Annotated in this window: 15 protein-coding genes; 14 read left to right on the forward strand and 1 reads right to left on the reverse strand. The window is 44.0% G+C overall.

Translation table 11 applies throughout. The features are described 5' to 3' along the window. The first annotated feature begins 296 nt into the window (after nucleotides 1-296). Complete coding sequence (locus tag FD04_RS12955; protein ID WP_369404645.1) at nucleotides 297-383, forward strand: helix-turn-helix domain-containing protein; 87 nt, start codon at nucleotides 297-299, stop codon at nucleotides 381-383. 226 nt (nucleotides 384-609) lie between these two features. Further along, nucleotides 610-1,473: an IS3 family transposase gene (locus FD04_RS11055; protein WP_162255761.1), complete on the forward strand. Its 864-nt coding sequence runs from the start codon at nucleotides 610-612 to the stop codon at nucleotides 1,471-1,473. Nucleotides 1,474-2,219: 746 nt separating this feature from the next. Here FD04_RS11055 and FD04_RS11060 read toward each other — a convergent pair. Then, complete coding sequence (locus FD04_RS11060; protein WP_054700794.1) at nucleotides 2,220-2,699, reverse strand: hypothetical protein; 480 nt, start codon at nucleotides 2,697-2,699, stop codon at nucleotides 2,220-2,222. Between the two features lie 473 nt (nucleotides 2,700-3,172). Between FD04_RS11060 and FD04_RS11065 the strand changes: the two genes are divergently transcribed. The 12 genes from FD04_RS11065 to FD04_RS11120 all read left to right on the forward strand — a co-directional run bounded on the left by FD04_RS11065 (nucleotide 3,173) and on the right by FD04_RS11120 (nucleotide 16,442). Then, nucleotides 3,173-3,571, forward strand: a complete 399-nt coding sequence (locus FD04_RS11065) for an iron-sulfur cluster biosynthesis family protein (RefSeq protein WP_054700797.1) — start codon at nucleotides 3,173-3,175, stop codon at nucleotides 3,569-3,571. Between the two features lie 70 nt (nucleotides 3,572-3,641). Continuing rightward, nucleotides 3,642-4,160, forward strand: a complete 519-nt coding sequence (locus tag FD04_RS11070; protein WP_054700800.1) for a GNAT family N-acetyltransferase — start codon at nucleotides 3,642-3,644, stop codon at nucleotides 4,158-4,160. Nucleotides 4,161-4,411: 251 nt separating this feature from the next. Beyond that, nucleotides 4,412-5,329 carry an ABC transporter ATP-binding protein gene (locus FD04_RS11075; protein ID WP_056948876.1) on the forward strand — a complete coding sequence of 306 codons (918 nt, stop codon included), beginning with the start codon at nucleotides 4,412-4,414 and terminating at the stop codon, nucleotides 5,327-5,329. Then, nucleotides 5,316-6,098 (forward strand): ABC transporter permease, encoded by a 783-nt coding sequence (locus FD04_RS11080; protein WP_054700802.1) that lies wholly within the window; start codon nucleotides 5,316-5,318, stop codon nucleotides 6,096-6,098. Before FD04_RS11075 ends, FD04_RS11080 begins: the two co-directional genes overlap by 14 nt. A gap of 155 nt (nucleotides 6,099-6,253) precedes the next feature. After that, a complete protein-coding gene (locus FD04_RS11085) occupies nucleotides 6,254-7,186 on the forward strand; it encodes a serine hydrolase (RefSeq protein WP_056948878.1) in 933 nt (310 codons plus the stop codon). A 131-nt stretch (nucleotides 7,187-7,317) separates the two neighbouring features. Further along, nucleotides 7,318-8,304 (forward strand): C39 family peptidase, encoded by a 987-nt coding sequence (locus tag FD04_RS11090; protein WP_056948880.1) that lies wholly within the window; start codon nucleotides 7,318-7,320, stop codon nucleotides 8,302-8,304. Nucleotides 8,305-8,323: 19 nt separating this feature from the next. Then, nucleotides 8,324-9,352, forward strand: coding sequence for a DUF5776 domain-containing protein (locus FD04_RS11095; RefSeq protein WP_056948882.1), 1,029 nt, complete (start codon nucleotides 8,324-8,326; stop codon nucleotides 9,350-9,352). Between the two features lie 469 nt (nucleotides 9,353-9,821). Further along, nucleotides 9,822-10,472: an ABC transporter ATP-binding protein gene (locus FD04_RS11100; protein WP_054700816.1), complete on the forward strand. Its 651-nt coding sequence runs from the start codon at nucleotides 9,822-9,824 to the stop codon at nucleotides 10,470-10,472. Continuing rightward, complete coding sequence (locus FD04_RS11105) at nucleotides 10,465-11,226, forward strand: ABC transporter permease (protein ID WP_056948884.1); 762 nt, start codon at nucleotides 10,465-10,467, stop codon at nucleotides 11,224-11,226. The genes FD04_RS11100 and FD04_RS11105 overlap by 8 nt, the downstream gene beginning before the upstream one ends. A gap of 66 nt (nucleotides 11,227-11,292) precedes the next feature. Then, nucleotides 11,293-13,827: a M1 family metallopeptidase gene (locus FD04_RS11110; RefSeq protein ID WP_054700819.1), complete on the forward strand. Its 2,535-nt coding sequence runs from the start codon at nucleotides 11,293-11,295 to the stop codon at nucleotides 13,825-13,827. Between the two features lie 198 nt (nucleotides 13,828-14,025). Then, nucleotides 14,026-15,132, forward strand: a complete 1,107-nt coding sequence (locus FD04_RS11115; protein WP_054700822.1) for a GGDEF domain-containing protein — start codon at nucleotides 14,026-14,028, stop codon at nucleotides 15,130-15,132. 218 nt (nucleotides 15,133-15,350) lie between these two features. Continuing rightward, nucleotides 15,351-16,442: a glycosyl hydrolase family 8 gene (locus FD04_RS11120; RefSeq protein WP_156660465.1), complete on the forward strand. Its 1,092-nt coding sequence runs from the start codon at nucleotides 15,351-15,353 to the stop codon at nucleotides 16,440-16,442. Nucleotides 16,443-16,450: the final 8 nt, after the last annotated feature.

The raw sequence follows: 16,450 nt of genomic DNA on the forward strand, positions 1-16,450 counted from the left end.
AAAAAAATTCTCAGGTTGCAGGTTGAAGTGCCCTACAATTGTTAGACTAGAAGTCTAATGATTGTGGGGCTTTTCTTATGACCAAATGTAGTAGTCAATTTAAAGCTAAATTTGTCTCTCGATATATCGAAAGTGGTATTAGCTACAAGGATCTCTGTGCAGAGTTTGGGATACCTAACGCTGGAATTGTCAAAGCATGGGTTGGGCAGGCTTGGGCTCATGATATTGATTCTTTAAAAATTTAGCGTACAAAGGCAAATTATTCTCAAACATTTATAATTAACGTGGTAGAGTATGTGCAGACACATCAAGTCAACCATGCGCAAACAGCGGCTCACTTTGGCATCTCTCCTAGCCAAGTCACCTCTTGGATTGTATTGTGAGAGAACAAGGAGTGGCTGGCTTGTGTGTGAAACGTAAAGGGAGACCAACCATGGGTAAGCACAAGAAAACAAAACCAATCAAACACCTTGAACCAACACAAGAGGAGAAGTATAAACAAGAAATTCTAGAGCTTAAAAGCAAGCTGCACGATGCTGAATTGGACCGTGATATTTTAAAAGCGCTCGCGAATTTGACGAAAAAATCATCGAAGCATTCTCCACGAAAGTGAAGTATGGTATCGTGATTTTGTTAAAGTCGCAGTATGATCTCAATGAATTGCTTAAAGCCCTCAGCTTAACGCGAGCGACTTATTACGATCGGCTTAAGCGTGATAAGAAACCTGATAAGTACGTCGAAGTTAAAGCCTTCATCAAGAAGTGTTTTTATGATTCAAAGGAGATTTATGGATATCGTCGAATTCATGATGAACCAGATAAAGTCGGCCTACACTATGCCGAGGAGACAATCAGACGTCTAATGTGTGATATGGGATTAAAATGTGTGATTTATTCCAAACATACATCTAAATATCACTCTTACAAAGTCAGTGTTGGCATAACTGCACCAAATATTTTGGAGCAAAAGCTTGTAGCGACACAACCGCTTACTGTGCTTCATACCGATGTAACGCAAGTTCGACTCTACAATGGTGAATGGGGATATATCTCATTAATCACCGACGAAGCTAGTCGTGAAGTTCGTGTGACTATCGTCAGTATTTCTCCGAACAAAGCCTCGATTCAAGCTTCGCTTGATGAACTAGAACATCACCTCAAATCCAGTATCCAACCAATCCTTCACCCAAATCAAGATTGGCAATATCAAATGACAGATTACCAGCAGCGTCTACAAGACATGAACATTACGCAAAGTATGCCTCGTAAAGGGAACTGTCACGATAACGCGCCTATTGAAAGCTTCTTCAACCTTTTGAAGCGTGAGTACTTGAATCGATATCAAATCAATACACTTGAAAATCTACGTGAATTGGTAAATGGTTACATCGATTGGTTTAACAATGTCAAAACTTCAAGAAATAAAAATGGCTTGTACCCGGTATTCCACCGGGGTCAAGCCATGGTTGATTAATTTAAAATCTAAATTGTCTAAATTTTCTGTTGCACCTCAACTCGGAAGTAGGCATTTTTAGATGGGAAATTATTACGTTAACACTCTCGAATTTAGTGAAGTAACAAGCGTAAAATAATTCAACATCAAGAAGAATATAACCTTACTGTAGACAAGTTAGGTGTTAATGAATATGATAACCACCTTGGAAAAACAAGCAATGAATATGCTCACCACGGTAAGCGACAGTGGCAATGCATTGCCTTTCAATCACCAATGCCAGTGCATTAAGATGCCAACAAGTATATTGGACTTTTAGCCCTAGAGCAAACTACTCGTTTTACGGGTACTTATGATTTTTCAATCATCTTGGTGTGTTTTTCGCCACTTTTCACCGCTTGGACGAAAAAAGCTTCAAAAAAAGGCGATCAGAACTGCCATCCAAATTAGGTGCTCCCATCAGACAACTTAAAAACCATGAACTCAATACGGTACCCCAGTATCTTAGACTACGGAATAGTAGTTACTTTTCCCTGCGTTCCTATTTTTTTGACCGTCTTGGTTGTTGAGAAATTTCCAGATCCTGTTCGATCGTCATTTTCGTTATCTACTTCTTATTCAGTTGGAGGTGCATTAACACTGGTTACCGCACCACATATAGAACAAAATTCGGCATTCGCTGGAACTTGATTGTTCCAATTTGTACAATAGATTTTATTATTCGTATTATATATTCCTATAAAAATTGGAATTAAATCGAACCATTTTTAATACCACGCCGAACGCTTAAAGTAATGTGTATATTCAAAATTACCATACTCATCAGGTAGTGGTGAGTGTTCAGTCAGACAAACATATTTATAGCGCTTACCATTGTTGTCCCATAAGTAAGAATGCGACTTTTTCCAAGCAGGCCATTCATCACTAGCATATTGGCCGATGGTATAGTATCCGTGGGAACTGCGTTTACTTACGAACAATTCAACATGTTTTTCTGAACTTTCCCATTTTTTACCGGAAATTGTATACCCGTGTTTATTGTTGGCGTCTTTCCAGTAATACTTGTATTTCGAGAATACCACTTTATCAAACTTGGATGAATCATCCAAATTTTGAGCGTACCAAGTACCTCTCAATGATTTCGGTATCACAACGTAATGATGTTTGGCACTCGCGTGAGTTGTTAAAGTGCCAAATGTTGTTAAAGTCACCAATATAACTAATAGGCTGTTAATCCATTTTTTCATTATTAAATTTCCCCTACAGAATACTAAATTTGATATATCAATCATACGACCATTTTGGAATCAATGCTACACTAACCTGAATTATATAAATTCATTGTGTTAATCAAATTGTGCGATTAGGCAAGTTTCGAGAAAATAGAAGGCCTACTTTTTATAATGTAATTAATTTTAACTGAGATGCCACATTGAGTTTCAGTTTCAGGATTTTAAATGATTCTACACAGATTTTTACGATGGCTGGAAATAAAATCGCAGACTGATGAGTTTCAAAAATATTCGTACTTTTCGTTGCACATTTCTATGATTAATTGCTGAATCCTCATTGCTCGTATTAGCTTGAAGGGGCGGATAAGTGTCAGAAATGGATTATGTTTGATATTTTAAAAATTTTCAACATGGAGTAATTTCATTGAAAATGTAGGCCTGATTGCGTACCATAAGACTAATTATAAGAGAACCTCAGGAGGACAACCATGGTCTCATCAATCAAATTAACCCAGGCGTTCGTTGATTATTTAAAGCAGAAAAACCTCCAGGATAAGGTATTTTTGCTCATTGCGGATGATGGTGGCGGCAAGTATTCACTTCAGGGAGGGGCGTGCACGATTGGATCAGTATTCAACTTGGTTATGCTGGATGAACTTGATGCAGCCTATCCAATACCATTAAACAATGATGCGGGTGTCAAACTATACAGTTCGACCTACAACCTCTATTTCTTGGAAGAGGGATTAGTGCTCGATGTTAAAGACTACCGGATTTTGTTACGTGACAACGCGCATCAGTTTGAGAACGACCTTCAAATTGTGAACGGTGCTGAAATTTTAGCCGCATTTAAAAAGGGGATTGTTGCCAAGAATGTCGGCTGTTAACGTGCGATGCACAATATAATCGGCGGACTCACGTTACATGAAAGCAGTGTTATCTAAGGAGAATAAAGACATGAAATTACAATCCGTCACAACCCCATACTCAGCAGCTAGCCTAGACTTGATCACCACGGCTTTTGCAACGGCTGAACACAGCGATGGTCATGAAGCTGAATTGGTCGCAACACTGCGACAACAGCCAAATTACCATCCCGAATTTGATGTCATTGCGATTGATGATCAAAGCCGACTAGTGGGCCACGCATTATTAAGTGAGGCAGTTGTGGGTGAACAATGGCCAGTACTAGTATTGGCACCACTTGCTGTGTTACCTAAAGCCCAACGACAAGGCATTGGTCGCGCTCTGATTGCTGAATTAGAAAAGCGGGCGGCTGAGACCAAATTTTTAGCTATTTCAATTTTGGGTGATCCGGCCTACTACGGTCAGTTTGGGTATCAACCGGCCGCTGATTTTGGTGTGACAGCGCCGATGGCCGTTGAGTCAAAATACTTTATGCTCAAACCATTGGGCCAGAAACGGCTACAATCGGTTCGTGGGAAGCTGCAATATGATCCAGCATTTGGTATCTGAGGCTAACGCAAGTGGCATAACACCGCTGCATTAACTTTCAATTGAGTGATAACGGTCATCGGAATTAGAGGGTGACCGTTTTTTGTGCACTCAGAAAAAAGAATTCTAATAGTTGACACGTTGGGTACTCACTGTTACTATATAGCGGTACTTAGCATTAAAGAGCACTGTTCAAATAAAAAAGGGAAGTACATCGTTTTAGGCAGACTACCTAGTAATACTAAATAGACTGATTAATCTGGAGGAAGAACATGAATGCAATAGAAGTCAAAAATGTAAAAAAGGGCTTTGGTAAACTTGAGGTTTTAAAAGACGTCACTTTAACGGTTCAACCGGGCGAAATCTACACGTTGCTCGGTGAAAATGGAGCGGGTAAAAGTACGTTGATCAATATTTTAACGACCCTTTCGCAAGCAGATGCTGGTGCCGTTAAAGTGATGGGACTTGATCCGATTTGCGACGGCAAACATGTTCGTCGATTGATCAGCCTGAATGCCCAGACCATGACACTGGATGAAAATTTCACCGGTGAGGCGAACTTGCGTCTGATCGCCAAATTGAGGGGAGTGGCAGATGTTGATGTTGCCATCAAAGAAATGAGCCAACGACTCGAACTATCGGCGTTTATTCAGCGAAAGGTCAACACTTATTCAGGTGGCATGCGCCGGCGTTTGGACATTGCCATGTCGTTGCTGGGCTCACCTAAATTGGTCTTTTTAGATGAACCAACCACGGGTGTTGACCCCAAGAACCGCTTGGCGCTTTGGCAGCTGATTCGAGAAATGCGGGCAAATGGGCAGACCGTTTTTTTAACGACGCAGTACTTGGATGAGGCGGATGCGCTTTCTGACCATATTGCGTTCATCCATGATGGCCGAATCGTTAAAGTGGGGACGCCTGCAGAAATCAAGCGTCAGGTCACCACAACGTATTCGCTTAAAGTTGCTGAAGTCCAACGTGATGAAGCGACCAACTTGTTGAAAAATGCAGCGATTGCCTTTACGCAACGGGAGTCTGAGTTCGAACTTGACGAAATCGCAGCCAAACAGGGATTGCCAATTTTGCTAGCTAATGGCATCCAAGTTCAACATTTTAATTTAAACGAAACGAAGTTAGAAACCGTTTTTCTGAACTTAATGCAGCAGGAGGTTAATCATGCAAACCATTAAACAACTTACAGCACTAGTCACTCGAATCGTGCGCCAAAATCTCACCAATGCCGACACACTCATTACCGTTATTGCCATGCCGGTCTTTATGCTACTCTTCTTTGTATACGCGTTTGGTGGTAACATCGTGACGGCCACCGGTCCAGCCAGTTCGTCAGAATATTTGCGGTACGCGTTACCAGGATTTTTACTGCTGACGATGGCAATGGGTTCGGCATATACGGCATTGAGAATTAACTACGACCAAACTTCTGGGTTTCTGAACCGACTTCACACGTTGCCAATTCCACGATGGGTGATTCTAGGATCACACGTGATTGCTTCGGTGATATTTATGTTACTGGCGGAGGTTGTTGTGTTCCTAACTGGTTTACTCATGTGCTACCGCACCGATGCGGGCATCACTTCGATTGTAGCTTTTTGGGGTCTGTCGTTACTTTTCAGCGTGGCGATTACGTTACTGGCCATTCCGTTTTCACTGAAAGCGGCCGATTATGCTTCTGCCGGTGGCTTTTCCTACTTGCTATTAATGCTGTTATTTGTGAGTTCCGCGCTAATGCCCACCGCAGGAATGGCCAAACCAGTTCGGCTTTTTGCAAATCACCAACCGATGACACCAATTGTGAACACTGCCAGAGGCTTACTGGATCATTCAATGGCAGTTAGTAATCATACCCTGTGGTTAGCAATGGGCTGGTTAGGCGCTTGTGTGATCATCTTCAGCGGCTTGTCGTACTGGGTATACTCGCGTTTGTTCTTGCATAAATAACGTTCGGTTAGTCTTGACGGAATCATTCAAGACTAAAATAAATTGTGACTAATAATTGAATGTCGTAGTCTCTGTAAAATGTTAACGGTTTCAGTTGGCGTCAAATCACAACTCCGATATAATGACACTATAAGTTGAATAGAGGAGTGACGACGATGACTAAGCATTTAAACCGATTTTCAACCTTTAAGTGTTGGGTAGTTGCAGCTGCCGTAATCTTTGGTGTTAGTGTAATCAGCTGGGAGACGGCGGTTGTGTCCGTTAAGGCCGCTGAAACGCAGGCCGTGGTTACGCAGCAACGGGCAGTGAAAGCTAAACTTCAGCGGTACGTGAACCTCGTGACTAAGGACGGTACGACCAGTGTAGCGTTTTATAATCTTGGCGCTAAGTCCACCACTCAAGCTGGCCGCGCCAAAAGTGCCCGGTTTTATGCGCCAGGTAAGTTAGCTGTGTATAGCAAAAACGCCCATCGAGCATATACATCTGCCAGCACGTACAAATTATTTGTAGCAGCTAGCATTTACGCGAGAATCAATGCGGGCACGTTGAGTCGTTCAGTGACCCGTTCCAGCGGCTTTCAGCAGATGATTCTACACAGCCGCAATGAGTTTGCGGAGCACTATCTTGGCACTTACGGCTACGGTCGCGTGAATAACTTTGTCGCCAAACAAAACTGGTACAAGCATCCATTTGGCACGGGCAGAGCGGCTCGAACAACTGCTGCGACACTAGTCTCGGTTCTGCGTAAACTTGATCAGCAAAAATATCCGTTTAATCAATCATCCAGTCGCCAACAACTGCTGTCATTAATGAGTCGCCAGGTTTACCGCAGTGGGATTCCCAAAGGTGCTGCCACAGCTACTAAGGGAAGTCGCGTTGCGGATAAAGTTGGCTGGTTATGGTCCTACAATAATGACGCAGGTATCGTGACGCTACCGAATGGTCAGCGGTACGCGCTGGTCATCATGACGCACGGCCATGGCCAACACGGGTTTAGTGGCTTTCCAAGGATTGCCAGGATTACTAAAAATATCCAGACAATCGTGTACGGTAAAGCGACAACGAAGCAAATTAATGCGCTTTATTAAGGAACTCCTGAGTAATCAGGTTATCTGCTCGTGGGTAAATTCTGCTAATCTCATGTATTTTGACTAATAAATGGTTAAAAAATGTTATACTTATTTCGTTATTCAAACATACGATTTTAGGGGGAGAAATGATGCAGAATCATCATCAGCTGGCAATGGCTATTGCGGTACTGACGTTAACTGCGGGTATGTTGTTTGGCATGACTACAGTTCGAGCCGATATTGCTACTGACAGCAGTAGTGCTGTGACCAGTTCGGCAAGTACGTCTTCAGCAACGAGTTCTAGTACGTCGCAGTCATCAAACACGACACAGTCTTCGGGGTCTCAGAGTACGTCTCAGACAACGACAACTGAGACCAAACCACAGCCAGTTTATGCCAAAGTTTCAAAGCTAACTAAGGTTAACTATTACACCACGATGGGGGCCAATCAGAAGCATAATTATGGTGTTTACTCAAGCGGTGCATACAATACGTCTGCTGCCAATCGGGTGAAGGTTAAAACTGGTCGGACCTTTGCGGGTAAAACCATCCATATCACCCGAGAAGAGGTAGTAGCGGGTGCAACTTGGTTGAAGTTTACTTACAACCATAAATACACGGGTTGGATTCACCAAAACGCCACGGTGAAAACCACGTATCGACTGTACGCACCGTTAATTGGGCAACGACCAGAGTTACCAACTGGGTGTGAGATTACGGCAACTGCGATGATGTTGCAATTTGCAGGTGCCAAGGTGACAAAGTTAAGTTTGGCTAAGGAAATGCCACGAAGTAGTAATCCTAATAAGGGTTTCGTCGGTAATCCATATTCAAAGTCTGGTTGGTACATTTACCCTAAGGGACTGTTACCAGTCGTCAAAAAGCACTTGGGAAGTGCCAAAAATTTAACGGGCGCGAGTTTGACCACGATTAAAAAATACCTACGTAAGAATCATTTGGTTGTGGTGTACGTTGCTGGGGTGGATGGCTTTAGTAACCATGCGTTAACTTTAACGGGTTATTCAAGCACTCGGCTCTATTACAACGATCCGTGGACGAAGAAACGAACAAGTATGAGCAATGCCACGATGACCAAACACCGTAAAGCGGATGCTAACCGGGCGTTGAGTTACTAATTTATTGGGGGAATTTAGGATGAAATTTAAATGGCTTTTAGTATTGGGTGCGGGATTATCATTAGGGTTGATGACCACCACAGTGCAAGCAAGTAGTTACTACACGACGAATCCTGGCATTATTAAAACCAAGAAGACCGTTGCTTATTACAACGACGCCAGCAAAACCAAAAAAGTTAAAACAGTTAAAAAGAACAATTATGCTAAAGTGTCAGCGGTCGTCACTCAAAAGGGTCACGCACCAATGCTCAAGTTGAGTGGCAACCAGTATGTGACAGCCAATAAAGCCTTCGTCTCTAAAACGGCAGGATATCAAAATCCAAAGGCCTACTATCAGGTTCAATACAAGCAGATTAAGCCTTATGGGACGGTAGGTTACACAGTTAAGCGCAATTATGAAGGGATTAAGACCTGGTACATTATGCGTAAAATGGGAACCTACGCAGGATACGACAAGTATAATAATGCGACGTATAACGCCGTGAAGGCCTTCCAACGCAAGCACCATTTGAAGGTGACTGGTAATGTCAATGAAAAAACTTGGGTTAAAATGGGCTTTACCAAGTCATCATGGACGAGTATTGATAGCTACATCGCGCCACTAGGGGCTCATGCCTGGAATGGCCGCAGTGCACACATCGAAGCCATGATCAAGCAAGCGTACAAGTATATGGGCAACCCATATTTGGTTGGCTCATCTTCAAGTCCTAAGTATGGGACGGATTGTTCAGGTCTTGTGATGCAGGCGTTATACGCGGGTGGTATTAACCCAGCACCAATTAGTTCAATTCATCATGCCTATCCAGGTAATGAGTGGAACAGCCGTAATTTGTGGGCATCTAAGAAATTAAAACGAGTTGCGTATGCTCATCGCCAACGTGGCGACTTGGTTTTCTATTATCAACCAGGAACCCACACGATTTGGCACGTGGCTATCTACTTAGGTAAGGGCAAGGTCATCGAGTCATGGCCACCAAGAATTATGGTTCAACCAATTAAAAATGGTCAACGGTCATATATTGCTGGCATTAAGCGACCATTTATTTAATCACTGACAGAATGAGATAAAGTTCAATTAAGTTCAGAAAATGAATTGATTCGTAAATTCCCCCTTTGGGAGTTTACGAATCTTTTTTATAGGTTGAACTTGTTTAGTTCATGTGTTTTGCAAAGGTCATACTGCTTAAACTTTTTAAGTATGATTTTCCAGTAACGAGAACGAAAGGTAACGACTGCTTTCGGCTGCAGTGACAAGTACGAGTTTGCGCTTTAGCGCTTACTCGTACTGGACGTTTGTGAGACTTCGAATTTTGAAGGCTCACAAACGAAGCGAAAGACACGTGGTTTTCGTGGCTGAAGCTGGTCCCACAGGAGCTGAAGGCGGTCGTTACCTGAAGCGGCAGTGACAGGCATACACCTGATCGAAAATATTTAATCAAACCATCATTAACAACCAAAACACCAGCCCAATATGATAAAGTAAAATCAAGACCAATCTGTACTGTGGAGGAGAAATTATGACAGCTATCTTTGAGATTCATAGTTTGGGTTATCAACCAGAAAGTAGACCAATTTTGGCGGATATTAATCTTGATATCGAAACTGGATCAAACCTCACCATTGTTGGACCATCAGGTTCCGGGAAAAGTACGTTGCTACGCCTGTTAGCAACACTTTTGACGCCTACTTCTGGCGAAATTTTATTTGAGGGTAAGCCGCAATCTGCGTTACAAAAACCACAGTTTCGCCAGCAAGTGTCCTATTGCTTTCAGCAACCGACCTTATTTGGCGAAACGGTGCAGGATAACCTCCAGTTTCCGTTTGAAATTCGTGGAAAAGCATTTGACCAAGAATTGGCTGAACAGTCTTTAACCGAAGTTGATTTGGCGAAAGAGATGTTGACACAACCGATTACTGAATTGTCCGGTGGTGAAAAGCAACGGGTCGCGCTGATTCGGAATTTAATGTTTACGCCCAAGGTGTTGTTGCTAGATGAAATCAGTGCGGGACTTGACGCTGACACCAAAGCGGTGGTTCACCGTTTGATCGAACAGTACCGTGCAAAAGGGGTTACGGTGCTCTCCGTCACGCATGATGAAACAGAAATTGCGGCTGCCGACCAGCTGATAACTATTCGTGACGGCAGATTGGAGGCTAACCATGAGTAATAATTTAATTGTGAGCCCAACAGCACTGGGCTTTGCGGTCGTGCTAGTTGTGATTGCACTAGCGATTAATTTAAAGGAAAAAATTGGCCTGGAACGCGACATGATCGTGGGTGTGATTCGAGCGGTCATTCAATTAACCGTTGTGGGGTATGTTTTGACCTACATTATTCGAGTTGACCGAGTATGGCTGACGGCGTTGATGGTGGCCATCATTATTTTCAACGCTGCTCAAAACGCCAAGAAACGCGCGAATGGTATTCCACACGCCTTTCCAATTAGTCTGTTAGCGATTGGAACGGCGACCCTGCTGACGATTGTCTTACTGGTGGTTGCTGGCGCGGTTAAATTCACACCAAGTCAAATCGTCCCAATTTCTGGGATGATCAGTAGTAACGTCATGGTGGCGATTGGTTTGGCCTATCGCAGTATGAATACGAGTTTCCACGATCAACGGCAAGGAGTACTTGAGCGATTAGCGCTTGGTGCAAACCTGAAGCAGGCTTCAGCTCATATTGTGCAAATGGCCATTCGAACTGGCATGTCGCCAACCATTGATTCAGCTAAAACAGTCGGAATCGTGAGCTTGCCAGGGATGATGTCCGGCCTGATCTTTGCGGGCGTTGACCCAACCAAGGCCATCATGTATCAGATTATGGTGACGTTCATGTTGATGGCCGCTACGAGTATCGGCAGCGTTATTGCCTGTTATCTGACTTATGCCAGATTTTATAACTCAGACATGCAATTGCGGTGACAAATTAACCTCGGTTCTGGCTAAAAGTCGTATAATATACATCAATAACTATAAACGGAGGCCACTATGACAGAAACCAATCATTTTTATGAAACGTTCCAACCTAACCACTATGATTTATACTTGGATATCAACCGTGAAACGAAGCAAATTTCAGGTAAAACCACGATTACCGGACACGCAACCCAGTCGGTGATCAAGTTGCATCAAAAATACTTGTCCATCAGTGAGGTGACGGCAGCTGATCAACCAGTTCCCTTTGATTTGGAGCAGGACAACGAAGCCGTTTCAATCACGTTACCTCATGATGGCGACGTGTCATTGACACTGACCTATACGGCACCATTGACGGATGCCATGATGGGCATTTATCCATCTTATTACGAAGTTGATGGCGAAAAGAAGCAAATTATTGGCACCCAATTTGAAACGACTTTTGCTCGTCAGGCCTTTCCTGGGGTTGATGAGCCAGAAGCCAAGGCAACTTTTGACCTTGCCATTAAGTTTGATGAACAACCTGGCGAAACGGTGATCAGTAATATGCCGGAAGTGCGAACTGAAAATGGTGTCCATTACTTTGACACGACCGTAAAAATGTCCACCTATCTGATTGCCTTTGCTTTTGGTGATTTACAGAGTAAGCAAACGACGACCAAGAGTGGGGTGAAAGTCGGTGTGTTTGGGACCCGGGCCCATGACGCCAAAGAATTAGACTTTGCCTTAGATATTGCCAAGCGGTCGATTGAGTTTTATGAAGACTTTTACCAAACACCATATCCGCTCCCACATTCATGGCAACTTGCCCTACCTGACTTTTCTGCTGGCGCCATGGAAAACTGGGGGTTGGTGACGTACCGAGAAGCCTACCTGTTATTAGATCCAGATAACACGTCATTAGCTATGAAGCAGTTAGTGGCCACAGTGATTGCTCACGAACTGGCCCACCAGTGGTTTGGCGATCTGGTTACAATGAAGTGGTGGGACGATCTTTGGTTAAATGAAAGTTTCGCCAATATGATGGAATACGTCGCCATTGACGCCCTTGAACCCGATTGGCATATCTGGGAGACTTTCCAGACGTCTGACGTGCCAGCTGCTTTGCAACGGGATGCAACGGATGGGGTTCAGTCCGTTCACGTTGCAGTTGAAGATCCGGCAGAAATCGATGCCTTGTTTGACAGTGCCATCGTGTACGCTAAGGGAGCCCGGATGCTGGTGATGGTTCGAGCCCTGATTGGTGATGACGCTTTACGGGCAGGTTTGAAGCACTACTTTGCGGCTCATCAGTATGGTAATGCGACAGGTGCAGATTTGTGGGCTGCCCTTGGTCAAGCCTCTGACCTTGCGATTGGCGACATCATGAACTCCTGGCTGGAACAACCAGGGTACCCGGTGGTCGATGCCAGCGTGGTGAACGGTGAACTTACTTTGAGCCAACATCAATTCTTCATCGGTGAACACCATGATGAGGCTCGGTTATGGCAAATTCCGTTAAATAGTAATGACGCAAAGGCACCCGTGATTTTTAAGGATGCGCAGCTATCATTGGGTAACTACAGTCAGACTCGTGAAGCCATTGGTGAACCATTCAGAGTGAACCTTGGCAACAACTCACACTTCATCGTGAACTACGATGAGACACTGATGACCGATATTTTGGCGCATGTTGATGAGCTGGATGCCATTACGCAGTTGCAACTTCTACAAGACTTACGGCTATTAGCAGAAGGTCGTCAAATTTCATACGCGACCGTTGTGCCACTCCTGAAGCGGTTTGCTGCTAGTCAATCGACCGTGGTTCAAACGGCACTGTACCAAGTTGCTGGTAATCTGAAGAAGTTTGTGACACCGGATACGACTGAAGCTACCCAACTGAAACAGTTGTTTGATCAATTGAGTCAAGCTCAGGTCAAACGACTGGGTTGGTTACCGAAAGCAACTGACAGTAACGACGATTTGTTGACTCGGCCAATGGTCTTGAGTGCAGCGCTATACGGTCAAAACGCCACTGCCATTGCTGATGCTCATCAATTGTTTGAAACTAATCAAGGACATTTAGATCGCTTACCAGCCGGGATTCGTGGCCTCATTTTAACCAATGAAGTGACCCATTACGGCTCTCGGGAGCTAATTGACCAGCTGTTAGTAGCTTATCGTCAAACAGCTGACGCCAGCTACAAGTCAGACATTCGAGCAGCAGTCACGAGTACACCAGCGACCGATTTGATTGCCTTAGTGATTGAACAATTTGAAGATGCTCAAACGGTTAAGCCACAAGATTTGCGTGGCTGGTTCCGCGGCGTGCTCGTCAATGAAAAGGGCGAACAGGCTGCTTGGGACTGGATTCGAAACGACTGGGATTGGTTGGAGGCGACCGTTGGCGGCGACATGGAATTTGCGACCTTTATTACGGTCATCACCAACGCCTTCAAGACACCGGAACGATTTAAAGAATTCAAAGCCTTCTTTGAACCAAAAATTAATACGCCTGGTTTAACCCGGGAAATCACGATGGATATGAGTGTGATCCAAAGCCGCGTGGCATTAATTGAAGCGGAACGGACTGCTGTTAATGCTGCTGTGGCGCAGGTCATTAAGTAATTTAAACATCCAAATGAGATATTATAAAACGTATACAGACCATAACTCGGTTGTGTACGTTTTTTTATTTTCAGCATCCCCAAAATTTCATAAAGAAAACGGTCTCTTTTTCGCAAATTTACCTCGTGTTTTGAATTGAAATGCGGTATTCTTGTGATAGTGATGTTTCTGTTGAAGGTGACTGGGGGGCCATCTATTATGGCACTATTGGGTAATACAAGTTTCTGGTTTTTCTTCTTTATGATCGGTTTTGTAGCAACGATAGAAATCATTGAAGATTTAGGGGCACAGTGGCTTGAGTCACACCTCCATCGTCAAATCAAAACGGTTTGGTTAGTGATCAGCTACATTGTCGCTATTCTTTTAATGATTAAGATGCTCCGGTTATTTGGGACAACGTATACGTGGACGGCTAATGCGCTACGTAACGGGGCACTGCTGTTTAGTACGACCAAAATTTGTGATCGGCGCGCATATCGTTATTTTCTGGTACTGGTCTTTTTAACTTTTTATCCGTACTGGCACCTTAGTCTCTTGGTGGCATTGGGTTTGGCAGCGACGCTAGTTATTTTACTACTGATCAATCAATTTCAAGAGTGGGTGGTGCACTCCGATTTTAGAGCCATTGTGGTTTTGATTGCGGCCAGCATTGCATTCTGGTTATTTGATATGTGGGCGTACGATTATCCGCTGGGCGAAACGTTGTTGATTACACTTGGCTTCATTGTGATTATGCTTCTAGCGCATTTATACGCCCGAATGCTGGTATACCGTAAACGACAAACCCATGAATTGCTGTACGACACACAACACGATTCATTGACGGGCGCGTACAGTGTTGGCAAGTTTAATAACGACTTTACGCGGTTCCGAACCCTGAACGCAAAGGGTGGCGCGCCAGCTATTCACCTCATTATGATGGATATTGACCACTTTAAACACGTCAACGACACTTATGGTCACTTGGTTGGTAACCAGGTTCTGAAGGCGTTTAGCACGAACTGTCATGATTTTCTCGAAAAAGTTGAATTCCCCTGTTCGCTGTATCGGACTGGTGGTGAGGAGTTTAGTATCATCGTCAATGGTGCGTCTGACAAACAAGTGAATCAACTCGCCGAAGATTATCGCCAGTGGTTAAAGCGGTTGGCTGTCAGAACAACTGCGGGCATGATTCACGTCACAATTTCAGCTGGTATCACCAGAATGCAGGCGGTGGACGTTCAAAATGATCAAGTCATTGGTCGAGCTGATTCGAACCTTTACGCGGCCAAACGTGCTGGACGAGACACCGTTATGATGGATTAAACGATAAATTAAAAGTTGTTGATCACACTGAATGCGTTCGCGTTCGGACAAGTGGTTAGCAACTTTTTTGAGTTCATGAAATTTAAGTTTGGTATGAGAAATGATTACAGCAGAAATTTTAAACAAAGTTGCAGCGGTGTACCGTCTTTCCCCAATTTCACTGAATCGCTACGAAGCTGTGTCATAATGGCCTTATCAGTAAAGTGGGAGAACGAGATGTGAAAGCAATATTAGTATTTTTGATGGGCTTGTTTATGATCAATCTTCAGGGGTGTGTGATGCAACCGAAAAGCCAACGTGCGATAGGGCGGGCTGGCCAATTCATCCCAACGACTCATTATTTTTTGAAAAATGTGCAGTCACGGCATGCAACTCAACTGAATCACTTTGTTAAAATGCAATTGCAATCGCCACAGGGGATTCGCAGCCATAATCACCGCACCGAAACTAGTAACGATTGGCTAGCGGAATCGTCGGGATTGTGGCTACTTTACCTTGCGAGTCTTGATCATGAACAAGCGTTTGACGCGCAATATCGAAGATTGTGCCACTACTTTGAGCGTGGCGGTTACTTCAGGTACCGGCTAAGTGAGCAGCGTCAGCTATCATCAGTCAATGCGACGGTTGACGATTTCCGGATCATTCGGGCTTTGCGGATTGCAGCATTAAAAACCGGTCGTCAACGTTACCAGGCAATGGCAAAATGGCACTTCCAAAGCCTAGCCAAACGAGTGCAGGTTGGTCACCAATTTCGCGATTTTTATGATGCACACACTCAGCAGACGGCTTCGATAACTTCACTGGCATACTATGATTTATTGACGATGCGAGCCTTTGAAAATCGTGATGCAAGCTACCGACAGCAATTAGCACTGGTGCAAAAAGGATATTTGAGCAATGACTTGCCACTTTACGCCGCTAATTACAACTGGCGCCAACATCGATATTCGACACAGCCACTTAATACGTCGGAGGCGTTATTAACGCTGCTTCATTTGGCTGAGGTTGGCCAATTAAAGCTCGTTTCATTAAAGTGGGTTCAGCAACGCGTCTCTGACCATCAACTCTATAACGGTTATAGTGTAACGGGTCAGCTCACCACGAGAACGCAATCAGCCGGGAATTATGCAATTGCCGCCCGACTTTTTGCGGTGGCACATCGCCCAGTCGATTACCAACGAGCGATGAAACAAGTCTGGCAATTTCAGATTAGGGGCCATGATCAGTTGATAGGGGCGCTGGGTGATCGCCAGCAACACTTAAGTTACGCGTTTAATGATCTCCAAGCACTTGTCGCGACGACCTATTAATGCGAGAT

Source organism: Secundilactobacillus odoratitofui DSM 19909 = JCM 15043 (assembly GCF_001434895.1).
In the GTDB taxonomy this organism is placed as follows: Bacteria; Bacillota; Bacilli; order Lactobacillales; family Lactobacillaceae; genus Secundilactobacillus; species Secundilactobacillus odoratitofui.